Origin of the sequence: Flavobacterium psychroterrae (assembly GCF_018380615.1) — a bacterium.
GTDB classification, from domain to species: Bacteria; Bacteroidota; Bacteroidia; order Flavobacteriales; family Flavobacteriaceae; genus Flavobacterium; species Flavobacterium psychroterrae.
The window spans coordinates 312,951-335,216 of sequence record NZ_JAGYVZ010000002.1 but is presented as its reverse complement, the minus strand read 5'-3'; the positions used below and the strand labels follow the sequence as shown (position 1 = coordinate 335,216).

General features: G+C 33.3%; 20 protein-coding genes and 2 tRNA genes. 12 read left to right on the top strand and 10 right to left on the bottom strand.

Annotated features, from left to right (window positions below; genetic code table 11):
- The first annotated feature begins 79 nt into the window (after window positions 1-79).
- The 3 genes from KHA90_RS03290 (at window position 80) to KHA90_RS03280 (ending at window position 3,392) form a co-directional block, all read left to right on the top strand.
- Window positions 80-904 (top strand): universal stress protein, encoded by an 825-nt coding sequence (locus tag KHA90_RS03290; RefSeq protein ID WP_213295283.1) that lies wholly within the window; start codon window positions 80-82, stop codon window positions 902-904.
- A gap of 194 nt (window positions 905-1,098) precedes the next feature.
- Entirely contained in the window at window positions 1,099-2,514 is a 1,416-nt protein-coding gene (locus KHA90_RS03285; protein WP_213295282.1) for an aldehyde dehydrogenase family protein, read from the top strand.
- 71 nt (window positions 2,515-2,585) lie between these two features.
- Window positions 2,586-3,392: a helix-turn-helix domain-containing protein gene (locus KHA90_RS03280; protein WP_213295280.1), complete on the top strand. Its 807-nt coding sequence runs from the start codon at window positions 2,586-2,588 to the stop codon at window positions 3,390-3,392.
- A gap of 226 nt (window positions 3,393-3,618) precedes the next feature.
- Here the strand turns inward: KHA90_RS03280 and KHA90_RS03275 are convergent.
- Both KHA90_RS03275 and KHA90_RS03270 read right to left on the bottom strand, forming a co-directional pair.
- Window positions 3,619-3,689 (bottom strand) — tRNA-Gln (locus tag KHA90_RS03275).
- 97 nt (window positions 3,690-3,786) lie between these two features.
- Window positions 3,787-3,857 (bottom strand) — tRNA-Gln (locus KHA90_RS03270).
- 246 nt (window positions 3,858-4,103) lie between these two features.
- Here KHA90_RS03270 and KHA90_RS03265 point away from each other — a divergent pair.
- Entirely contained in the window at window positions 4,104-7,382 is a 3,279-nt protein-coding gene (locus KHA90_RS03265) for a protein O-mannosyl-transferase family (protein ID WP_213295279.1), read from the top strand.
- A 92-nt stretch (window positions 7,383-7,474) separates the two neighbouring features.
- The gene (locus KHA90_RS03260) at window positions 7,475-8,110 is read left to right on the top strand and encodes a polysaccharide deacetylase family protein (RefSeq protein ID WP_213295277.1); all 636 of its coding nucleotides are present in this window, start codon (window positions 7,475-7,477) and stop codon (window positions 8,108-8,110) included.
- Window positions 8,111-8,133: 23 nt separating this feature from the next.
- Here KHA90_RS03260 and KHA90_RS03255 read toward each other — a convergent pair whose 3' ends face one another.
- From KHA90_RS03255 to KHA90_RS03225, 7 genes are all read right to left on the bottom strand, one after another.
- The gene (locus tag KHA90_RS03255) at window positions 8,134-8,436 is read right to left on the bottom strand and encodes a thioredoxin family protein (protein ID WP_059117840.1); all 303 of its coding nucleotides are present in this window, start codon (window positions 8,434-8,436) and stop codon (window positions 8,134-8,136) included.
- Between the two features lie 74 nt (window positions 8,437-8,510).
- On the bottom strand, window positions 8,511-9,746 hold the full coding sequence (locus tag KHA90_RS03250; RefSeq protein ID WP_213295275.1) for a metallophosphoesterase: 1,236 nt from the start codon (window positions 9,744-9,746) through the stop codon (window positions 8,511-8,513).
- A gap of 176 nt (window positions 9,747-9,922) precedes the next feature.
- Entirely contained in the window at window positions 9,923-10,111 is a 189-nt protein-coding gene (locus KHA90_RS03245; RefSeq protein WP_213295273.1) for a hypothetical protein, read from the bottom strand.
- A gap of 106 nt (window positions 10,112-10,217) precedes the next feature.
- Window positions 10,218-11,483, bottom strand: coding sequence for a sensor histidine kinase (locus KHA90_RS03240; RefSeq protein WP_213295270.1), 1,266 nt, complete (start codon window positions 11,481-11,483; stop codon window positions 10,218-10,220).
- Window positions 11,484-11,564: 81 nt separating this feature from the next.
- Complete coding sequence (locus KHA90_RS03235) at window positions 11,565-12,239, bottom strand: response regulator transcription factor (RefSeq protein WP_213295269.1); 675 nt, start codon at window positions 12,237-12,239, stop codon at window positions 11,565-11,567.
- Between the two features lie 186 nt (window positions 12,240-12,425).
- A complete protein-coding gene (locus KHA90_RS03230) occupies window positions 12,426-12,614 on the bottom strand; it encodes a hypothetical protein (protein ID WP_213295268.1) in 189 nt (62 codons plus the stop codon).
- Between the two features lie 35 nt (window positions 12,615-12,649).
- On the bottom strand, window positions 12,650-12,862 hold the full coding sequence (locus KHA90_RS03225) for a hypothetical protein (RefSeq protein WP_213295267.1): 213 nt from the start codon (window positions 12,860-12,862) through the stop codon (window positions 12,650-12,652).
- A 410-nt stretch (window positions 12,863-13,272) separates the two neighbouring features.
- Here KHA90_RS03225 and polA point away from each other — a divergent pair, with 410 nt between their 5' ends.
- Window positions 13,273-16,113, top strand: a complete 2,841-nt coding sequence (gene polA, locus KHA90_RS03220) for a DNA polymerase I (protein WP_213295266.1) — start codon at window positions 13,273-13,275, stop codon at window positions 16,111-16,113.
- 212 nt (window positions 16,114-16,325) lie between these two features.
- Here the strand turns inward: polA and KHA90_RS03215 are convergent, their stop codons facing one another.
- Window positions 16,326-17,351 (bottom strand): LacI family DNA-binding transcriptional regulator, encoded by a 1,026-nt coding sequence (locus KHA90_RS03215; RefSeq protein WP_213295264.1) that lies wholly within the window; start codon window positions 17,349-17,351, stop codon window positions 16,326-16,328.
- 195 nt (window positions 17,352-17,546) lie between these two features.
- Here KHA90_RS03215 and KHA90_RS03210 point away from each other — a divergent pair, with 195 nt between their 5' ends.
- From KHA90_RS03210 to tsf, 6 genes are all read left to right on the top strand, one after another.
- The gene (locus KHA90_RS03210; protein WP_213295263.1) at window positions 17,547-18,293 is read left to right on the top strand and encodes a ferritin-like domain-containing protein; all 747 of its coding nucleotides are present in this window, start codon (window positions 17,547-17,549) and stop codon (window positions 18,291-18,293) included.
- Between the two features lie 26 nt (window positions 18,294-18,319).
- Complete coding sequence (locus KHA90_RS03205) at window positions 18,320-19,132, top strand: ferritin-like domain-containing protein (RefSeq protein ID WP_213295262.1); 813 nt, start codon at window positions 18,320-18,322, stop codon at window positions 19,130-19,132.
- A 193-nt stretch (window positions 19,133-19,325) separates the two neighbouring features.
- Entirely contained in the window at window positions 19,326-19,781 is a 456-nt protein-coding gene (gene rplM, locus KHA90_RS03200) for a 50S ribosomal protein L13 (RefSeq protein ID WP_213295261.1), read from the top strand.
- On the top strand, window positions 19,781-20,167 hold the full coding sequence (gene rpsI, locus KHA90_RS03195; RefSeq protein WP_007808909.1) for a 30S ribosomal protein S9: 387 nt from the start codon (window positions 19,781-19,783) through the stop codon (window positions 20,165-20,167). The genes rplM and rpsI overlap by 1 nt, the downstream gene beginning before the upstream one ends.
- A 176-nt stretch (window positions 20,168-20,343) precedes the next feature.
- Entirely contained in the window at window positions 20,344-21,147 is an 804-nt protein-coding gene (gene rpsB, locus KHA90_RS03190; RefSeq protein WP_213295260.1) for a 30S ribosomal protein S2, read from the top strand.
- Window positions 21,148-21,284: 137 nt separating this feature from the next.
- Window positions 21,285-22,247, top strand: a complete 963-nt coding sequence (gene tsf, locus KHA90_RS03185) for a translation elongation factor Ts (protein WP_213295258.1) — start codon at window positions 21,285-21,287, stop codon at window positions 22,245-22,247.
- The last annotated feature ends 19 nt before the right edge of the window (window positions 22,248-22,266 follow it).

The following is a 22,266-nucleotide window of genomic DNA, read 5'->3' as shown; positions in this document are numbered from 1 at the left end:
TAGATTGCTCTAAAAATATTTCTTATCTTTATAAGAGCATTAAAACAATAGAATTTCACATTATTTAACCCAAAAAACTATGAAAAAAATTCTAGTACCTACTGACTTCTCCGAACACGCAGAAGACGCCTTAAAAGTGGCAGCACAAATTGCTAAAAAAAACAACTCCGAAATTATCGTTTTACACATGCTTGAGCTGCCCAGCCAAATGAGCGACGCGGTTCTAGGCGGAGCAAGTATTCCGGAAACGATGCTTTTTATGAAAAAAGCCAACGAAATGCTGGACGAAATTTCATCAAGACCATATTTAGATGGTATTTCGGTTACCGAAATTGTAAAAATGGACAAACCCATTCATGGAATTTCACAAGTCAGCAAAGATTACGATGTAGATCTAATCATAATGGGATCTCACGGTTCTTCCGGAATTGAAGAATTGTTAATTGGGTCTAACACCGAGAAAGTCGTTCGTAATTCTGAAATTCCCGTTTTGGTTATCAAAAAAGACATTACAAATTTCAGCGCCTCAAATATTGTATTTGCATCCGACTTTTCTGACGAAACAAAAAAACCTTTCGAAAAACTCTTAAACTTTACCAGATCATTTGAATCAAAAATACATCTTGTTACTATTTGCACTCCAAATAGCTTTAAACCCACTCACGTTGTAGAAAAATCAATGAATGATTTTGCAAGTGAATTTGGACTTAACAATTACGAAACACATATTTATAATGACACTAATATTGAAAAAGGAATCATCAATTTTTCAAACAGCATAAATGCAGATATCATTGGAATGTGCACACACGGAAGAACTGGTTTTGCTCATTTTTTCAATGGAAGCATAAGCGAAGGATTAGTAAATCATGCAGTTAAGCCAGTCATAACATTCAAAATCTAAAAAGCAGCTTAACCAAACACATTACAAGACAAACCTCTTTATCGGAGGTTTTTTTTATGCAATAAGAATAATAAACTTCAAAATATAAAGAAATATTCGTGAGCTTTTCAACAAAGTTACTTTGAGCTTTTTAACAAAGTCGGCAGCGTGGTTAATTTGGATCTTTGTCAAATAAAATCATAAAATACAACAACATGAAAACAATAGACAAAATTTACATTAACGGAGAATTCATAACTCCTGAAGGGACAGAATATTTCGACCTTATTAGCCCAACAACAAACGAAAAACTGGGAAAAGTACTTTTAGGAAATCAAAAAGACACACAAAAAGCAATAGCCGCAGCTAAAGAAGCATTCAAAACTTTTTCTAAAACCACAACAGCAGAAAGAATTCAATATTTAGAAAATATTCAATCTTCTATAGAAAAAAGAAAAGAAGAATTTATTAATGTTATGATTGAAGAATATGGAGGAACACTTCAATTTGCAACAATTAGCTATACTTATATGCTAAAGAGTTTTCAATCGGCAATTCAACTTTTAAACACTTATGATTTTACAAAAACAATGGGAGAATCAGAAGTTCAAATGACACCACTTGGCGTAGTTGGAATTATTATTCCGTGGAATTCAAGCAACGGTTTTATCTGCAGTAAACTTTCAACCGCAATAGCAGCAGGATGTACCGCGGTAATAAAACCAAGCGAAATGAGCGCACAGCAAACTCAATTAATTACCGAATGCCTGCACGAAGCCGGATTACCAAAAGGCGTTTTTAATATTGTAAACGGTTTAGGAGAAATAGTTGGAGCAGAAATAAGCCATAATCCTGATATTGCTAAAATATCTTTTACAGGCTCTACAAATGTCGGAAAAATTATTGCGAAAGAAGCTGTAGAAACCATGAAACGCGTCACACTTGAACTTGGAGGAAAATCGCCAAATATCATTCTTGACGATGCAAATTTTGCAGAAGCAATTCCGCTTGCGATAATTGCCGCATATATGAATAGTGGACAAGCGTGTATTGCAGGAACGAGATTATTAGTTCCAGAAAACCGAATTGAAGAAGTAAAAGAACTTGTGAAAAAAGTAGTTTCAAATACTATTGTTGGAGATCCAAAAAACGAAACAACTTCAGTTGGACCAATGGTCAGCAAAAAACAATATGAACGCGTTCAAAATTACATTCAGACAGGAATTAATGAAGGCGCTGAAGTCCTAATAGGCGGATTAGGAAAACCTGAAGGCTTAGAAAAAGGTAACTTTGTAAAACCTACCGTTTTTGTAAACGTAAACAATCAAATGCGAATTGCAAGAGAGGAAATTTTCGGTCCTGTTTTATCTATTATTACTTATAAAACTGAAGAAGAAGCGATTGAAATTGCAAACGATACCACTTACGGATTACAAGCTTATGTAAGTTCATCAAACGAAAAGCGAGCTCACAAAGTTGCGTCACAAATAAATGCCGGACGCGTACAAATAAACGGAATTGGTCATGATCCGATGGCACCTTTTGGAGGATTTAAACAATCCGGAATCGGAAGGGAATTTGGCACAATTGGACTTGAAGCTTATCTTGAACCAAAAGCGTTGATTCGATAAATTTTAAAAAAAACAAATCCGGAAAGTCTTCACCCAAAAGACTTTTCCGGATCTTTTAGTAATTTTACAATATGACAGCAAAAATAATCACCAAACCAAAAATACTATACTCCTGCTATTTTGCGCGTAGTCGCGAAGGAGAACATTTTATACCGGAACATGTGTTTAGTTATCAGATTTCAGGAGAGATGATAGCTTCTGACAGTAAAAATACGTATCATTCAAAAGAAGGTGATTTTCGCTTTAGCAAAAGAAATCATTTAGCAAAATTCGTCAAAATTCCTCCCGAAGGAGGCGAATTCAAAGCAATATCACTTTTTTTAGATCAGGAAATTCTGCGTGAAATAAACAGAGAACTTAATTTTAAGGTCAACAAAAAACCAGATTCTGAAGCGATGATTTTATTAGCTCCAAATACCCTTTATAAATCTTTCATGGATTCACTTATCTCTTATCTGGAAGTGGAACAAGAAAACAACGAAGCTTTATTTCATTTAAAAATAAAAGAAGCTGTTCATCTTTTACTCAAAGTAAATCCTGAATTAAAAGACATCTTATTTGATTTTAACGAACCCGGAAAAATAGATCTGGAAGCTTTTATGAATAAAAATTTCCATTTTAATGTGCAACTAACACGTTTTGCTTATCTCACGGGCAGAAGTTTAGCCACATTTAAAAGAGATTTCCAAAAAGTATTTCAGGAAACGCCCGGAAAATGGCTCCTAAACAAAAGACTTCAGGAAGCTTATTATTTAATCAATCAGGGAAACTCACCATCAGAAGTTTATATTGGAGTTGGTTTTGAGGATTTATCACATTTTTCGTTTTCATTCAAAAAGAAATTCGGAGTAGTTCCATCTTCTTTACTTTTGAAATAAAAAGTTACAATCAAAATTCAAATTTTTAAAATTCCAAATTCCAAAATGCATAAACTGGCAGTTTTGACAGAATAAGAAATATCGTCAAATATAAATAAATAAAAAATCGAAGATTTAAATAATTCTTTACAGTTCCAGAATTGGAATTTGGGATTTTAAAAATTGGGATTTATTCAACGAAAGTTCATCGCATAAAAAAAGCTTCTCAATTGAGAAGCTTTTTTTGTTGGTCTACAAGGACTCGAACCTTGAAAGACTGCACCAAAAACAGTTGTGTTACCATTACACCATAGACCAGTAAAATTGCTTAAGCGAGTGCAAATGTAAAAAAAAATTTAGTCTACACAACTTTTTTAGTATAAAAAAAAAGCCTCTCGATTGAGAGGCTTTTTTGTTGGTCTACAAGGACTCGAACCTTGAAAGACTGCACCAAAAACAGTTGTGTTACCATTACACCATAGACCAGTAAAAGCGGTTAAGCGAGTGCAAATTTAAAGCTTTTTTTAGTTTGCGCAAACTTTTTGATGAAAAAAAATCATTTTTATCTATTTTTTTTTCTTCAGAATCCATAATAATCACGCAAGTATTTCACAAACAATACGTTACTTTTACCAAATACTTTTATAGAATTTTTTGTTAATGCTCGTTTCTTTAAACAAAAAAACATTTTCTTTGTAGGATAGAAAACATACAAAATTTTAACACCTAAATATGGCACAATTCAATTTCAATAAATGGAATACTATTATTGGTTGGTTTGCATTTGCAATCGCTTTAATTACTTATACACTAACTGTTGAACCTACAATGAGCTTTTGGGATTGTGGAGAATACATTGCCACAGCAGCAAAATTAGAAGTTGGTCACCCACCAGGAGCCCCTTTATTTCAAATGATAGGTGCATTTTTCGCCATGTTTGCCATAGATGCGCAACATGTAGCGGTGATGGTAAATATGATGTCTGTTTTCTCAAGCGCATTTACTATTCTATTTTTGTTTTGGTCTTCGTCTATGATATTGAAAAAAATCATAGCGCGATTTAGTGAAATCAATCAAAATAATTCAATTGTTATATTAGGGAGTTCTTTTGTAGGAGCTCTTGCCTACACTTTTTCTGATAGTTTCTGGTTTAATGCAGTTGAAGCCGAAGTTTACGCAATGGCTTCTTTATTAATTGCTTTGCTTTTCTGGCTGGGTCTTCGTTGGGAGCAAGACATGGACGAACCTAAAGGAAATAAATGGTTATTACTTATTTCGCTTGTTGTAGGACTTTCATTTGGAGTTCACTTTATGGCTTTATTAACCATTCCCTCAATAGGATTTCTTTACTACTTTAAACATTATGAAAAAGTTACGATTAAAAACTTTCTTATTGCAAATGTTGTAGTAATTGGAGTTTTGTTATTTATCTTCAAATTGCTTCTGCCATTAACTATGGAAGCTTTTGCTGATACCGAAGTTTTCATGGTAAACAGCATGGGATTGCCTTTTAACTCCGGAACTTTGTTTGTAGTTTTATTTTTAATTGCATTCTTTTATTTTGGATTAAAATATACCAGACAAAAAGGACATGTTTTCTACAATACTATAATTCTTTGCGTCTTATTTATTTTTATTGGGTTCTCAACCTGGATGATGTTGCCGGTTCGTGCAAATGCGAATACTGTAATTAATGAAAATAAACCATCTGATGCTGCCGAAGTTTTAGCCTATTATAATCGTGAACAATACGGGGTAAATCCTTTATTTTACGGACCTCAATACACAGAAGTTTTTGCTGGTCTTGATGCAAAAAATCCTTACTCTGACAAAAAACCTAACTACGAGAGAGATTATAAAACTGGTAAATACATTATTACCAATAATTTCAAAAACGCTAGTCAAAATACAGACGACAATCAAAAAACGATTCTGCCAAGAATGTGGAGTACCGAAACTGGACACGTTCAAAACTATATCAGTTTTACAAATCCTCCTAAATTTAAGATAAATCCTAATTATGATTATGAACAGGATTTAGGAAAATACGGAATTGATGCAAGTCAGTTAAGTGAAGAAGAATACAATAAAGCTACAGCGCAATTGCGTAATGAAGTTGAAAAAACAATTTCTGAATTCAGAAAAGCGTATTCTCAAAAACAAATTGACAACGAAGGTTACGTTAAATTCCTAAGAAGCTACGGCGATTATTTAATTATCGAAAAACCAACAACAGTAGATAATTTCAGTTTTATGTTCGAATATCAATTTGGATATATGTACTGGAGATATTTAATGTGGAATTTTGTTGGACGTCAAAGTGATGTTCAGGGTAAATACGACAATCTTGACGGAAACTGGATTAGCGGTATCAAAGCGCTTGACTCATTACACCTTGGTTCTCAGGATAATTTGCCATCAGATGTTTTAAACAATAAGGGAAGAAACGTTTATTTCTTCTTGCCATTTATATTAGGACTTATTGGATTAATGTACCACGCAAATAAAGATCTAAAAAGCTTTTATGTGCTTTTAGCATTGTTTTTATTTACCGGGATCGCATTAAAAATTTACCTAAACGAGCGTCCGTTTGAACCTCGTGAAAGAGATTATGCCCTTGTAGGATCTTTTTATGTATTTGCTATCTGGATAGGCTTTGGGGTTTATTCGCTCTACGAAAGCATTCAGAAATATATTGCCCCTAAAATTGCCGGTCCGGTTATTATTGCGGCAAGTTTATTAGCAGCTCCGGTTTTAATGGCATCTCAAAACTGGGATGATCACGACAGATCAGGAAAATATACTGCAGTTGCAATGGCAAAAGCATATTTAAATTCCTGCGATAAAGATGGTATTTTATTCACCATTGGAGATAATGACACTTTCCCATTATGGTACGCTCAGGAAATTGAAGGCATTAGAACCGATGTGAAAATCGTAAATACGAGTTTATTTATGACAGATTGGTATATTGATCAAATGAAGGCGAAAGCTTATGAATCTGATCCGTTACCAATATCATTTACACACGATGAATATGTGGGTGATAAACTGGATTATGTAGCTTACATTCAAAAAATTGACACACGCTGGAATATTAAGGATTTTATTGATTTTATCAAGAACCCTAAATCAACTGTAGGTTTGCAAAATGGTCAAATCATCCATTTTTATCCAACAAATAAAATCAGAGTTCCTGTTGATAAAAATACCATCATCAAAAACAAAGTGGTTAATCCTAAATACAATGATTCTATCGTTCCTTATATGGATATCGATATCAAAGGAAGTGCGCTTTATAAAAATCGTTTAATGATGCTGGATATCCTTGCAAATAATGATTGGAAACGACCAATTTATTTTAGCGGAGGTGCTTTTGACGATGAAGATTATTTATGGTTGAAAGATTACTTACAACTTGACGGAATGGTCTACAAATTAGTCCCTGTTAAAAATACGCCTTCAAAAGATGGCGGACCAATGGATATGGGACAAATTGACGCCGATAAAATGTACGATATCGTAATGAAATGGGACTGGGGTAATAGCAACGGCAACATTTATCATGATCCGGAAACCAGAAGAAACAGCATAACGTACCGCACAAATTTATCCCGTTTAATGAATCAGCTTATTGCAGAAGGCAAAATTGACAAAGCTAAAAATGTGATCAACTTAGCGATAACTAAAATGCCTTTGGATAAATATGGATATTATTCATTAGTCGAGCCTTTTGCCGGAGGATATTACAAAGTAGGAGAAACTGCAAAAGCACATGATTTACTTAATAAACTAGTTCAGAAATACAAAGAAGAACTTAACTATTATGCTACTTTAACACCTGGAGATCAAACGGATTTAGCAATTGATATTATTACTGATATTGAGCGCTACAGAAGCTTATTACAAGTTATGAAAGACCATAAAGATCTTGCTTTCTACGAGAAACAAAAAGTTACTTTTAATACTTATGTAAACGTTTTTGAACGTTTTGGAAGAGAAAAAGAATAATATACGAAAAACATAGCAATTAAAAAAATGCAGCGCTGCTTGATATATAGCGCTGCATTTTTTATTTTTACATATCTGTAAATTAATTTAAAATGAGCTTTTATTGGGTAAAAACTAATTCTTTTATAAAAACGGTGTTTTCTAAATATTGCTGGGATATCCCAAACAATGAAAAGAAAATATACCTCACTTTTGATGATGGACCTACTCCGGAGATTACGGACTGGGTTTTATCTGAATTGAAAAAGTTTGATGCAAAGGCAACTTTCTTCTGCATTGGAAAAAACATAAAAGCTAATTTATCCTTATTCGAAAAGTTAATTACAGACGGACACTCCATAGGAAATCACACAATGAATCACATGAATGGCTGGAAAAGTCAAACTGATGATTATATCGAAAGCGTGAAAAATTGTGCTGCCGTTCTGGAAGAAGAAAAAACATGCAACCTTATATTTCGTCCTCCTTACGGAAAAATAAAAAAGGCTCAATCTAAAATTTTACGAAAACTAGGTTATAAGATCATTATGTGGGATGTTTTAAGCGCTGATTTTGATCAAACTATAACTCCTGAAAAATGTCTTGAAAATGTCACTAAAAATGTAAAATCCGGAAGTGTAATTGTATTTCATGACAGTATAAAAGCTTCGCCTAATTTAAAATTTGCGTTGCCTAAAACCTTACACTTTTTAAAGGAAAACGGATATACATTTGATATTATTCACTAAAAACAACATCAGCAAAGAAGTTTTTATACGCTGAATTGTTCCTGGACAATTCCGATAATTGTATTTGCATCAAGTTCGCCTGATTGTCTCCAGATCATTTGCCCTTCTTTATAAATCATTAAAGTAGGAAGTCCTTTAATTCTTAGTGCTTCTGCTAATTCCTGATTTTTATCCACATCAATCTTAATCACTTTGGCTTTATCGCCTAGTGCAGCCGCAACATCCTTAATTACAGGATGCATCGATACAGATGATTCGTTCCAATCTGTGTAAAAATCAATTAACACTGGAACCTGAGCATTTATAAGTTCTCCAAATTTTGACATATAACCAAAAATTTAATTCTTTTTTAATCTGTTAAAAAGAGGTATTTATATACAAATGTAGCATTTTTAACGAATTAAGCCACATTGTTCCCTTTTTTTAGTTCAATCACTGTTATTTCAGGCATAATCCCCACTCGTCCTGGATAAGCGTGAAAACCAAATCCGCGATTTACATAAACGTATCGGCCAACATTTTCGTATAAGCCTGCCCATTGTTTGTAAATATATTGTGCCAGACTCCATTTAAAATATCCGGGAATTTCAATTCCAAACTGCATACCGTGAGTATGACCTGATAATGTTAAATGAAAGTTTTTAGGATGATTTTTAATCTCATATTCCCAATGACTTGGATCATGACTCATTAATACCTTAAAATCATCCTGATGCACATTTTGAGAAGCTTTATTTAAATCTCCCGCCTTTTTAAAATTCTGACCCCAATTCTCTACTCCAATCAATGCGATTTTATCAGCGCCTTTTTGGATATAAGTATGTTCATTCAATAAAAGCTCAAAACCTATTTGCCCGTATAATTTTTTAATTTCTTCAAAATTATGATCTTTCTCTTGTTCAGATGGCCATGTTACATATTCGCCATAATCATGATTACCTAAAACAGAAAATTTTCCGTATTTATAGGGTTTTATTCTATTGAAAGTTTCTAACCACGGATGCATTTCCTTAGCATGAGTATTCACAATATCTCCTGTAAATAAAATCATATCTGCTTCCTGCTGATTAATCAAATCGATCGCATAATTTATTTTATCCGGATTATCAAAACTTCCGCTATGAACGTCTGAAATCTGAGTGATTTTAAAACCATCAAAAGCATCCGGCAAGTCAGGAAAATAGATTGTTTGTTTAAAAACTTTAAAATTATATTTTCCTTCAAAAATTCCATAAATCAATGATAAAAATGGCACAGCTGCTAATCCTAACGCGATCTGACTGACAAACTTTCTTCTGTTTGGCATCATTTCAGAACGTGAAGCATTGTACATGAAATAATTCAGGATACTTGCTCCTATTCTAAAAATATCCTCTCCGAACATTACAAGCGTTAAAACTATTTTTGGAACATAAACCAGCAACAATAATCCCATTGTAAACATGGTTTGTTTGGTTTGCCCAACAGAACGATCAAACTGCGTAAAAGAGTAAATGATAAAAATTAAAAGCAGTAAACTTATAATTTGATAACTTATCAAAACCCATCTTAATTTTATTAAAGTACGAAAGGCTTGATAGGAATAGAACTCAATAAATAAAAAAAGAGCACATAAAAGTACAAAACGTAAGATCATTATTTATAGTTTTAAGCAAAGTAACAAAGAATGAAATTTTTATTGCTTTTTATTATCAAAAATTTAACTCAAATAATAACAAAAAGCTGATAGATTTCTCTACCAGCCTTTTCTCTACCAAATTTTTTAAAACCTTTTAATCCACAACATAGTTTACACATGTAAACAACATCGTATTATTTTTTAGCTTCTGGTTTAGCTGCTTCTGCTTTAGCCTCTGCTTTTTTAGCTTTTTTGTCTGCTTTTTTCTCTTTTTTAGGAGCTTTTGCTTCTTTTGCCGGAGTTGTTTGTGCTGGAGTTGTTTGAGCGCTTACCATTGCAGTTGTTCCTAAAACAGCTACTGCTAACATTACTAATTTTTTCATGATTTGTAGTTTATGATTATTATTATTTTCATTTATTATACCTCAAAGATATAATCACTAAATGAAGATTAAATGAAGATGAAACCACTCTCGCAAAATTAACTTTTTATTGTGTTTTTGAAACTTCAGGAAACAATAACGAAAAGCTTGTACCTTCATTTATTACCGAAACAACTTTTATTTCTATGTGATGAAAAGAAGCAATACTATCAGCAATTGCAAGCCCTAATCCCTGCCCGTCCTGATCTGAACTTATTCTGGCAAACCTGTTGAATATATTTTCGATTTGAGAAGCATTCATTCCAATACCTGAATCCGTTATAGAAATGAAATAGTTGTTTTCGAGAAAACCATCGGTCACAATAATGGTTCCGTTTGGTCTATTATATTTTATAGCATTGGTAACTAAATTATAAATCAAAATATGAATTAGTGTTTTATTTCCTCTAAAATTAAAATCATGCTGCATTTGATTTAAAAACTGAATTTCCCTATCATCAATCCTGTCTTGTAAATCATCTTGAAGATTTGTTATAATCTCATGAAAATTCACATCTTCGTTTGCCTCGTATTGGTTATTTTCAATTCGGGAGATTAGCAATAAGTTATTGATGATTTTTTTTAACATGTCTAATGTTCTAAGCGAACCAGCAATCTTATCAAAAGCATTATCATCTAGAGAATCATTTTGAAGTAAATTTTCGAACTTATTTTTAAGCAAGGCAATTGGCGTAAGCAATTCATGAGAAACATTAGAAATAAATTGTTTTTCTTTTTTAAAAAGCTCTGCAATCCGATCCATCATTTGATTTAAAACCGAATCAAGTTCTCTAAAATCTCTCGACCTTGCCTTTATTGGAGTATGATCAAAAGCTTCGGGTTCATTGACGCGCCTTATTTTTGTATCAATAATTTTATAAAAAGGCTTTAGCAAATATTCGATATAAAAAGTATCTGCCAAAAAAGTAATAAATAGTATGACGACAAAAACAATGATAATAAAAAACCTTATGATAAAAGTCAGGTCATTTACTTCGCCAAGACTGCTTCCTATTTCCAGCTGATAGGCTTGATTTTCGTAAACAAAATGGTATTGTAAAATTCTATATTCATTTTCTTCACCCTCAATAATTCGGTATTCATTAGTAAAAACAACTTTCTTTTTATGCGCTTTTACAGGAGATTTTGAAAGTACTAAAAACTCACTATGCAATGTTGAAAACTGAGAATACGTTTCGGTTGAATCATCTGAATTTTCGATGAAATCATTGATCTCATTTCGGTCTAAATGATCAATAAATTTTTGTTTTTTCTCCAGCAATCCATTATTAATGTGTCTGTAAACAACATTTTCAACCAAAATAGGTAGCATTAGCCATAAAATTAAAATTACCAACAATCTTGTTAGTGCGTTAAAAATAGCCAATTGATGTTTTATCTTCACAATACTTGTTTATTCATTTATACGATAACCAACATTTCTAACCGTTTCAAACCAATCTATAGTAGTATGTTTATCAAGTTTTTTACGAAGATTTCGAACATGAACATCTATAAAATTAGAATCTGAATTTACCTCCAGAATATCTCCCCAAATATGTTCTGTCAACTGCAATCTGGTAATTACGCGGTTTTTGTTCAGAACCAAATATTGAAAAATATCAAATTCTTTTTTGGTCAGATTAATTGGAATTTCATCGAAACTCACCTTATAATCCTGAAGTTGCAACAAAAAACCATGAATGCTCAAATTGTTCAAGGTAAAACCATGAATTCTACGAATTACAGCAAACAATCGCGCACTTAATTCAGTCAAAGCAAAAGGTTTTGTCAAATAATCGTCTGCACCAAGATGCAAACCATTTATTCTGTCGTCTAATTCACCTCTCGCCGTAAGCACAATTACAGCCATTTTTGAGTTTGTTTTTCTAACTGTTTTCAAAATATCAAAACCATCTCCGTCAGGCAAACCAAGATCCAGCAGCATTGCATCATAATCATTGCTGCTCACCTCTTCTAAAGCATCGGCGCAATTATGGGCAATTTTACAAACGTAACCTACATTGCACAAAAAATCATAAATTTCTACAGCCAGTTCCTTATTATCTTCAACAATTAAAATATTCATATCACAGCGTTTAAGCGCAACTAAATTTAAGCAATTCTAAAAAATACAGTCACGCATTATTAAAAAATTAACGAATCAAAAAAAGCTGATAAATTTCTTTACCAGCTTTCCCATCTGCATTCTTCATAATCATTACTTCTGTTTTGCTTCCTTTACAATCTTTGAAAACAAAACAGAAACAATTCTTTATTTCATTTTAGTTGCTTCTGCCTTAGCTTCGCTTTTTTCTGTTTTCGCTTTTTTGTCAGCTTTGCTTTTGTGGTGTTTTGTAGCTTTCACTTCTTTAGCCGGAGCTGTCTGAGAGGGAGTTGTTTGAGCGCTAACCATTGCACTTGTTCCTAAAACTGCTACCAATACAATAAATAAATTTTTCATGATTTCTAATATTTTAAATTAATTAACCTTTTATTTTATAATAATCTGTTCTTATTTTTTACTTTAACCGCTTCTACTTTTGTAGTCTGGCTTTTTTCTGATTTTACTTTTTTATCAGATTTGTTTTTCGGGTGTTTTGTAGCTTTTACTTCTTTGGCCGGAGCAGTTTTAACTTCTTTTGCAGGAAATGCACTTACCATAACGCTTGTTCCTAAAACTGCAACTAATAACATTAATACGTTTCTCATGATTTCTAATATTTTAATTAATAACATTTTATTTATAGATCAAATGTACCCCGGTAATATGAAGACAAAATGAAGAAAACCCTGAACATAAATATTTTAACTTGACATTAACTATTGGGTGCTTTTCTACCATATAAGTAATATAAGTTCGTTTAATTTTATCAATGAAATGCTGTGCGTGTCTACAATGCAGTGCATCTCTACGGAGCGCATACTGCTAAAATGAACTTATATTACTTATATGGTTAATTCAATTTATTAAATGTTTCAAACCTGAGACGCACCGCTGTGCCCCTCTACAATATATATAGGGTGAAAAATATCTACATGTTTTAAATTTGTGTTTATTTTTCAGAACAGAATCATTTTTAAAACCCAATTGTTTATTTTTACAGACTAATATTTTTTTTATGTCAACTCAAAAACGTCTTTTTCTTCTTGATGCTTATGCATTAATTTTTCGTGGTTATTATGCCTTTATAAAAAATCCGCGAATTAATTCTAAGGGAATGGATACATCAGCGATCATGGGATTCATGAACTCGCTTTTAGATGTAATTAAACGTGAAAAACCAGATCATTTAGCTGTAGCTTTTGATAAAGAAGGAAGTCAGGTTAGAACAGAAATGTATTCTGATTATAAAGCCAATCGTGATGCTACGCCCGAAGCGATTAAAATTGCTATACCTTATATTCAGGATTTATTAAGAGCAATGCACATTCCTATTATTGAAATGGCAGGTTGTGAAGCCGATGATTTGATTGGAACAATTGCCAAACAAGCCGAAAAAGAAAACTACAAAGTCTTTATGGTTACACCGGATAAGGATTTTGCTCAATTAGTTTCTGAAAATATATTTATGTACAAACCAGCCCGAATGGGAAATGGTATCGAAATTTGGGGAGTTCCTGAAGTTTTGGCAAAATTTGAAATCGAAAGACCGGAACAAGTCATCGACTTTCTGGGAATGATGGGCGATGCTGTCGATAATATTCCGGGATTGCCTGGTGTGGGTGAAGTTACTGCTAAAAAGTTCCTGAAAGAATTTGGCACAATGGAAAAACTTCTTGAAAATACTCATTTACTGAAAGGTAAAATGAAAGAGAATATTGAAGCCAATAAAGAAAAAGGAATTTTATCTAAAAAACTGGCTACTATTATATGTGATTGCGATGTGGTTTTCAACGAAAATGATTACGAGCTTTCACGTCCTGATATTGAAAAAACAGACGCTATTTTTCAGGAATTGGAATTTAGAAGAATGGCGGAGCAATTTGACAATTTATTTAAATTTGGCGGCGGAAACGAATTAGCAAACAAAGGTGATGATGCCAAATTGTACAAAAAACCACAACCGAAGAACGACGATCAATTTGATCTTTTTGGAGGCGGCGCAACAACAAGTGAAGATGCTGAAGAAAGAACTTCTTTTTATAATACATTAGAAAATACACCTCACTCCTATCAAGCCGTTGAAGGCGATTTAGGAATTAAATTACTTTTACAAAATTTACAAAAACAGACTTCGGTTTGTTTTGATACCGAAACCACTGGTTTAGATGCTTTACATGCTGAATTGGTTGGAATATCTTTTGCTTACGAAAAAGGAAAAGCATTTTACGTTCCGTTTCCGGAAAGCCAAGAAGAAGCTCAGGTTTTAATTGAAAAGTTCAGACCGTTTTTTAAAAATGAGAACATCGAAAAAATTGGTCAGAATTTAAAGTATGATTTAAAAATCCTTTCTAATTATGGCGTTGTTGTAAAAGGAAAACTTTTTGACACCATGATCGCGCATTATTTGATTAATCCTGATATGCGCCATAATATGGATATTCTTGCTGAAACGTATTTAAAATATTCTCCAAAATCAATTGAAACTTTAATTGGTAAAAAAGGAAAAAACCAAATTACAATGCGCGATGTTGCCCTTGAAGAAATCAAGGAATATGCCGCAGAAGATGCTGATATTACTTTACAATTAAAAGAAATTTTTACTGCCAAATTAGACAAAACCGAAACTAAAAAGTTGTTTGATGAAATCGAAATTCCGCTAGTAAGCGTTTTAGCCGCAATGGAAACTGAAGGAATCAGGTTAGATGTTGAATTTTTAAGTGCAATGTCTAAAGAAATGGATGTTGAAATTAAATCTTTGGAACTAAAAATTTACGAAACTGCCGGTGAAAAATTCAATTTAGCTTCTCCAAAACAATTAGGAGATATTCTATTTGATAAGATGAAAATTGGCGGTGCAAAACAAAAGAAAACCAAAACAGGTCAATATGCTACTGGCGAAGAAGTTTTAACGTATTTAGCAAACGATAATCCAATTGTAAAAGAAATTTTAGATTGGCGTCAAATGGTCAAATTACAAAGTACTTACATTTTGGCTTTGCCGGAACAAGTAGACAAAAAAACACTACGCGTTCATACGGATTATATGCAAACTGTTGCCGCAACAGGTCGTTTGAGTTCTAATAATCCAAACTTGCAAAATATCCCAATTCGTACTGAAAGAGGTCGTCAGATTCGTAAAGCCTTCGTTGCACGCGATGAAAACCATACTTTAATTTCTGCCGATTACTCGCAAATAGAATTAAGAATTATTGCCGCTTTAAGCGGGGAAGAAAATATGATTGCCGCTTTCAAAAACGGAGAAGATATTCATAAAGCAACCGCTTCAAAAGTTTTTGATGTTCCTTTAGAAGAAGTTTCACGCGAACAAAGAAGCAATGCTAAAACCGTAAACTTTGGTATTATATATGGTGTTTCTGCCTTTGGGTTGAGTAACCAGACTTCATTATCCCGTAGCGAAAGTGCGGCTTTGATTGAAGCTTATTATAAAACGTATCCAAGATTAAGATCTTATATTAATGAACAAATAGAATTTGCGCGCGAAAAAGGATACGTACAAACTATTTTAGGCCGTCGCCGATATTTAAAAGATATTAACTCTGCAAATGCAGTTGTTAGAAGTGCTGCTGAACGAAATGCCGTAAACGCACCAATTCAGGGAAGTGCTGCCGATGTGATCAAAATTGCAATGATCAACATTCATAAAAAACTAAAAGAAGAAAACTGGAAATCAAGAATGTTACTTCAGGTTCATGATGAGCTTGTGTTCGATGTTCACAATGATGAACTCGAAAAAATTCAGCCAATGATCAAACACGAAATGGAAAATGCATTTATGATGAGTGTTCCTTTAGATGTGGAAATTGGTATGGGTGTAGATTGGTTAGCTGCGCATTAAAAATTTTAGAGTTTAGATTTCAGAGTTTAGATTTTATGTTTTTGAATAAAAAACAACACATTTGTCATTTCGACGGAGGAGAAATCACATGAGCTGAATCCCCACAGTGCGTTGCTCTCTGTCTGTGATTTCTCCTCCGTCGAAATGACAAAAAATATGTATAAAAAAAGACTGTCCTTTTCAGACAGTCTTTTTTTATGGATTTAAATTTCTTATTTTTTTCTGGTCGATTCTCGTTCTTTCAACTTAGTTTTAATAACGATTGTTTCATAATCTGAAGTTTCATCTTCTTTTTCTTCTAAACGTTTGATCAATTGTTTGGCAGCAACTTCTCCAATTTCAATTCCGTGTTGACTCACCGTTGTTAAACTTGGTGATAAACGTCTTGAAGCTAAAATTCCATCGGCAAAACCTATAATCGAAATATCTTCCGGAACTTTATATCCTTTTTTCAAACTAATTCTTAAAGCCGCAACTGAATCATTTTCATCTAAAGCAAAAATTGCATCAATATTATTGTCAAAAATTGCATCGATTTTAGCTTTCATATCCTCTTCAGAATCAGTACGAAGAATAATTTTTTCGTTTACCGGAATATTATTGTCTTTTAAAGCTTTCAAATATCCATCAGCTCTTAATTTTCCAACGCTTAAATTATCTACAGACGAAATCAAGGCGATATTTTTACATCCTAAATCAATTAAATGCTGCGTAGAATTCAAAGCCGAATCAAAATCATCAACCACAACTTTATCACATTCTACTTCATCAGCGATTCTGTCGAACATTACAATTGGTGTTCCATCATTAATAATAGCAGAAAAATGACTGTAATCCTGTAATTTCTGAGCTTCTTCAGAAACTGACAATATAAAACCGTCAATTGTTCCGTTGCTCAACATTTCAAGCGTGTGAATTTCTTTTTCTAATGATTCGTTCGAAATACACGTAATTACATTATATCCTTTTTTATCGGCTACTTTTTCGATACCACTAAAAACCTTCGCAAAAAATGAGTTTAATATATTAGGTATAATTACACCTATAGTTTTGGTTTTACGGTTCTTCAAATTCAAACCAATAACATTAGGCTTATAATTTTTGAGTTTGGCATACTCCTTAATCTTCACTTTCGTTTGCTCACTAATTTCCGGGCTGTCATTTAATGCCTTTGAAACAGTCGACACAGAAACACCTAGTTCTTTCGCAATTTGTTTTAGAGTTGCTTTAGCTTTCATTTAAAAAATATTTTATGTAATTAATACAAATATAGTAGAATTACCTAAAATAAAACAAAAAACACCTACCAGTATTTGAAATTATAAGGTCTTTTTAAAATAAAATAAAAAAACCTTCAATTTCTAAAACCGCACTTACAAAAATTTCGTTAATACCTTAATACATGTTATTAACCTTTTTAAAAAACCTTGATTATGAAAAACGAAGTTAAAATTCATGAAGTTGACCCTTCATTGAATAATAGAAGGAGCTTTCTTAAGCTCAGCGGTTTAACATTAGTTACTGCAGGTTTGGTAATGGCTGGCTGCAGCAATAATGACGATGATAACGATATGGAGGACACATCGTTACCAGGAATTAGAAATGGCGTATTTGACTTAGGCTCTGGCGACTTTGGAGTATTAACCTATGCTTATGCTCTCGAACAGCTAGAAGCTGATTTTTATACTAAAGTTGTAAACTCTACAAGCTTTAACAGCACATTTAATGATATTGAACGTCAGGTACTAACTGACTTATATCATCATGAAGTAATTCACAGAGATTTTTTTAAAGCTGCTTTAACCGGAGCACTTCCAGATCCAAGTTCCCAATTACTTCCATCCTTAGCCTTTAATTATGGTTCCCTAAATTTTAACAGCCGTAATGACGTTCTTGCTACTGCAAAAGCATTAGAAGATACTGGTGTTGCAGCTTATAACGGAGCCGGGAAATTAATTAAAAGCCCTGATTATTTACTATTAGCCGGAAAAATTGTTTCGGTAGAAGCAAGACATGCCTCAGCTATTAGAAGTTTGATTAATCCTAATTCTAAGGATTTTGCCGGAGACGATACCGTTAATGTAACTACAGGTTTAGATGCTGCTAAAGATCCTTCTAAAATTCTGCCAATTGCCGGAGGTTTCATTACTACAAAATTTACTGCCAAATATTTACCTTAATCTTAACTAGCTAAAACTTAGAAATTATGAATATTTTAAAATTTATAGAAACATTTACTGATGATAGCTTAATGAGAAGCACTGGCTCTCGAAGAGATAGTTTTAATCAGTTTGGAAACATAGGAAAAACATTGGCATACGCATCAATCCCATTTGGATTATCAGCTATGGCAAATAAGGCATTCGCAAAAGATATTACTGCAACGCCTGCAACTTCAATTGGAGCATTGCAATTTGCATTGACATTAGAATACCTGGAAAACGAATTTTATGCCATGGCATTAGATTCAGGCGTAATCCCGGCATCAGAAAATGGAGGTCGTGATTTAAAAGTTTTCCAACAAATAGCAGCGCACGAATCAAGTCATGTTAAATTTTTAATTGCAGGATTGGGCGGACCAGCAAGTGCGAACTTTGTTGCTAAACCTACTTTTGATTTCACTGTTGGCGGCGCATTTGACCCGTTTCACGACTATCCTACCTTTTTAGCATTAGCCCAAGCTTTTGAAGATACAGGCGTAAGAGCTTACAAAGGTCAGGCAGCAAATTTAATTAGCGCACCTGATTTATTGACTGCCGCATTACAAATTCACTCTGTAGAAGCACGCCACGCATCTGAAGTACGAAGATTACGCGGATTAAAAGGATGGATCTCAAATAGCGAAAGAGGCGCAGGAATGCCACCTGCAACACAAGCCGTTTATGATGGTGAAGGGGTTACTACTCAGGCAGGATTCAATACTTCAACTGCATTTGGACCTGCCGCAGGTTCAGAAGCTTATGATGAACCACTTACGACACAACAAGTCGTAGACATTGCAAATTTATTTATTGTTTAACAAAAACAATTCTAAATATTGAACCACCTTCGCGTTATTGAGAAGGTGGTTTTTTTTTATTCAATTAATTATAAAACTGATGTCCTGATTTTCAGCAGATAAAATATTCTTTTCAGGTATTTGGTTTTAAAATAATTAATTGTACTTTTGCATCCCCTTTATTGGGGATGGAATGTTTAATTAAAATAATATTATGGACGCATTAAGCTACAAGACAATTTCAGCTAACAAATCCTCTGTAACGAAAGAGTGGATCGTTGTAGACGCTGAAGGTCATAACTTGGGTCGTCTTGCTTCAAAGATTGCAATGATCTTAAGAGGTAAGTACAAACCAAGTTACACACCGCACGTTGACTGTGGAGATAACGTAATTGTTATCAACTCAGAAAAAATTAACCTTACAGGTAGAAAAATGGATGACAAAACTTACATTCGTCATACAGGTTACCCAGGAGGACAAAGAACTTTAACTGCTAAAGTATTGCAATCTAAAAACCCTGCATTATTAGTAGAAAAAGCTGTAAAAGGAATGTTACCTAAAAACAAATTAGGATCTGAACTTTTTAGAAATCTAAATGTTGTTGTAGGTTCTGAGCACAAACAAGGAGCTCAAAAACCTAGAACTGTTAACCTAAACGATCTTAAGTAATGGGAGTTATTCACAAAATCGGTAGAAGAAAAACCGCTGTTGCACGTGTATATGTTTCTGAAGGAACAGGTAAAATCACTGTAAACAAAAAAGAATTCGCAACTTACTTTCCAACTGCAACTTTACAATACAAAGTTTTACAACCAATGTCTATGACAGAAAATGTAAACAACTTTGATGTAAAAGTAAACGTTTACGGAGGTGGTTCAACTGGTCAGGCAGAAGCTGTAAGAATGGCATTAGCACGCGTTATGTGTGAGGTAAATGCTGAAAACAGAGCTATCTTAAAACCAGAAGGTTTATTAACAAGAGATCCAAGAATGGTTGAACGTAAGAAATTCGGTCAGAAGAAAGCTCGTAAGAGATTCCAATTCTCTAAACGTTAATATTACCTGTCTTGTTCAATTAGGACAAGACATGATCAATTATTTATTGAAATTAAAAAACACAGTTGTTGTTGCTCTCCTACCGAGGTAGGAAATAGTTTAGCATCTAAATGTATAAAGCCTGGGAAACCGCCATTTATACATTGCTAATCAACAGAACGTAAACTAGTACAAAAATGGCAAACAAAATAGAAGTAAAAGACTTACTAGAAGCAGGTGTTCACTTTGGACACATGACTAGAAAATGGGATCCAAATATGGCCCCTTACATTTATATGGAGCGTAATGGTATTCACATTATCAATCTATATAAAACTGCAGCGAAAATTGAAGAAGCTAGTGAAGCGATGAAAAAAATTGCTGCATCAGGTAGAAAAATCTTATTCGTAGCTACAAAAAAACAAGCAAAAGACATCGTTGCTGAAAAAGCAAAAGCTGCAAACATGCCTTACATCACTGAAAGATGGCCTGGTGGAATGCTAACTAACTTTGTTACTATCAGAAAGGCAGTTAAAAAAATGTCTTCTATTGATAAAATGAAGAAAGATGGTACTTTCATGACGTTATCTAAAAAAGAGCGTTTGCAAGTTGATCGTCTACGTGCTAAATTAGAGAAAAACTTAGGTTCAATCGCTGACATGTCTAGACTACCAGCTGCATTGTTCGTAGTAGATATCAAAGCTGAACATATCGCAATAAAAGAAGCACAAAAATTAAACATTCCAGTTTTCGCAATGGTTGATACGAATTCTGACCCAAGAGAGGTTGATTACGTTATTCCTGCAAATGATGATGCTTCTAAATCAATTGACAAAATTTTATCTTTAGTGACTGCTGCTGTAATCGAAGGTCTTTCTGACAGAGGTTCTGACAAAGAAACTGAAGCTACAACAGAAGAAGCTACGGCTCCTGCTGCTGTAGAAGCTGCTCCTGCTGCACCAGCTGTTGAAGCTGCTGCTCCTGCTGCAACTGAAGAATAAATCAAATTTAAATTCCAAATTTTAAATTCCAAATTCCAAATACAAAATTAAAAACGTTATGTTGATAATTTAATAAAATTGGAGTTTGGGATTTAGAAGATGGAATTTTTACTTTTAACATTAAAACTCAAAATATTATGGCAACAATTACTGCTGCAGACGTAAATAAATTAAGACAAACTACAGGTGCCGGAATGATGGACTGTAAAAAAGCTTTAGTTGAAGCTGACGGAGATTTCGATAAAGCTATACAAAACCTTAGAGAAAAAGGACAAAAAGTTGCTGCTAATCGTTCTGACCGTGAGTCTTCTGAAGGAGCTGCTGTTTCTTTTGTTAATGCTGATAAAACTAAAGGAGCAATCATCACTTTAAACTGCGAAACAGATTTCGTAGGTAAAAATGAGGCTTTCGTAACTTTAGCTAAAGAACTAGTAGAAAGAGCTATTAACTTCTCTTCTAAAGAAGATTTTTTAGCTTCAGATTTCAACGGAATTACTGTTGCTGAAAAATTAATCGAGCAAACTGGTGTTATCGGTGAAAAAATCGAAATTGGTGGTTTTGAAATCTTAGAAGGTGCTTTCGTGGGATCTTATGTTCACGTTAACAAAATTGCTGCATTAACTGCAATTTCTGCTGCAATTCCTAATGCTGACGTTTTAACTAAAGATGTTTCTATGCAAGTTGCTTCTATGGGAGCTGATACATTATCTTACAAAGATTTTGATCCTGCATTCGTTGAATCTGAACTTGCTGCTCGTATTGCTGTAATCGAAAAAGACAATGAAGAAGCTAAACGTTTAGGAAAAACTTTAAAAAATGTTCCTAAATATATTTCTTTCTCTCAATTAACTGAAGAAGTTATAAAACAAGCTGAAGAAGATGCTAAAGCTGAATTAAAAGCTGAAGGCAAACCAGAACAAATTTGGGATAAAATTATTCCAGGAAAAGTTCAACGTTTCATCTCTGACAATACTACTTTAGATCAAGAGAAAGCTCTGTTAGATCAAAACTTTATCAAAGACGATAGTAAAAAAGTTGGTGATTACGTTAAAGGATACAATGTTGAAATTACAGGTTTCAAAAGAGTTACTTTAGGTTAATATATTATTTCAATATAAA

What these genes read in the sequence shown, in the direction of transcription:
- KHA90_RS03290 (WP_213295283.1), top strand. Translation starts at nt 80, where the DNA reads ATGAAAAAAATTCTAGTACCTACTGACTTCTCCGAACACGCAGAAGAC.
- KHA90_RS03285 (WP_213295282.1), top strand. Translation starts at nt 1,099, where the DNA reads ATGAAAACAATAGACAAAATTTACATTAACGGAGAATTCATAACTCCT.
- KHA90_RS03280 (WP_213295280.1), top strand. Translation starts at nt 2,586, where the DNA reads ATGACAGCAAAAATAATCACCAAACCAAAAATACTATACTCCTGCTAT.
- KHA90_RS03265 (WP_213295279.1), top strand. Translation starts at nt 4,104, where the DNA reads ATGGCACAATTCAATTTCAATAAATGGAATACTATTATTGGTTGGTTT.
- KHA90_RS03260 (WP_213295277.1), top strand. Translation starts at nt 7,475, where the DNA reads ATGAGCTTTTATTGGGTAAAAACTAATTCTTTTATAAAAACGGTGTTT.
- KHA90_RS03255 (WP_059117840.1), bottom strand. Translation starts at nt 8,436, where the DNA reads ATGTCAAAATTTGGAGAACTTATAAATGCTCAGGTTCCAGTGTTAATT.
- KHA90_RS03250 (WP_213295275.1), bottom strand. Translation starts at nt 9,746, where the DNA reads ATGATCTTACGTTTTGTACTTTTATGTGCTCTTTTTTTATTTATTGAG.
- KHA90_RS03245 (WP_213295273.1), bottom strand. Translation starts at nt 10,111, where the DNA reads ATGAAAAAATTAGTAATGTTAGCAGTAGCTGTTTTAGGAACAACTGCA.
- KHA90_RS03240 (WP_213295270.1), bottom strand. Translation starts at nt 11,483, where the DNA reads ATGCTACCTATTTTGGTTGAAAATGTTGTTTACAGACACATTAATAAT.
- KHA90_RS03235 (WP_213295269.1), bottom strand. Translation starts at nt 12,239, where the DNA reads ATGAATATTTTAATTGTTGAAGATAATAAGGAACTGGCTGTAGAAATT.
- KHA90_RS03230 (WP_213295268.1), bottom strand. Translation starts at nt 12,614, where the DNA reads ATGAAAAATTTATTTATTGTATTGGTAGCAGTTTTAGGAACAAGTGCA.
- KHA90_RS03225 (WP_213295267.1), bottom strand. Translation starts at nt 12,862, where the DNA reads ATGAGAAACGTATTAATGTTATTAGTTGCAGTTTTAGGAACAAGCGTT.
- polA (WP_213295266.1), top strand. Translation starts at nt 13,273, where the DNA reads ATGTCAACTCAAAAACGTCTTTTTCTTCTTGATGCTTATGCATTAATT.
- KHA90_RS03215 (WP_213295264.1), bottom strand. Translation starts at nt 17,351, where the DNA reads ATGAAAGCTAAAGCAACTCTAAAACAAATTGCGAAAGAACTAGGTGTT.
- KHA90_RS03210 (WP_213295263.1), top strand. Translation starts at nt 17,547, where the DNA reads ATGAAAAACGAAGTTAAAATTCATGAAGTTGACCCTTCATTGAATAAT.
- KHA90_RS03205 (WP_213295262.1), top strand. Translation starts at nt 18,320, where the DNA reads ATGAATATTTTAAAATTTATAGAAACATTTACTGATGATAGCTTAATG.
- rplM (WP_213295261.1), top strand. Translation starts at nt 19,326, where the DNA reads ATGGACGCATTAAGCTACAAGACAATTTCAGCTAACAAATCCTCTGTA.
- rpsI (WP_007808909.1), top strand. Translation starts at nt 19,781, where the DNA reads ATGGGAGTTATTCACAAAATCGGTAGAAGAAAAACCGCTGTTGCACGT.
- rpsB (WP_213295260.1), top strand. Translation starts at nt 20,344, where the DNA reads ATGGCAAACAAAATAGAAGTAAAAGACTTACTAGAAGCAGGTGTTCAC.
- tsf (WP_213295258.1), top strand. Translation starts at nt 21,285, where the DNA reads ATGGCAACAATTACTGCTGCAGACGTAAATAAATTAAGACAAACTACA.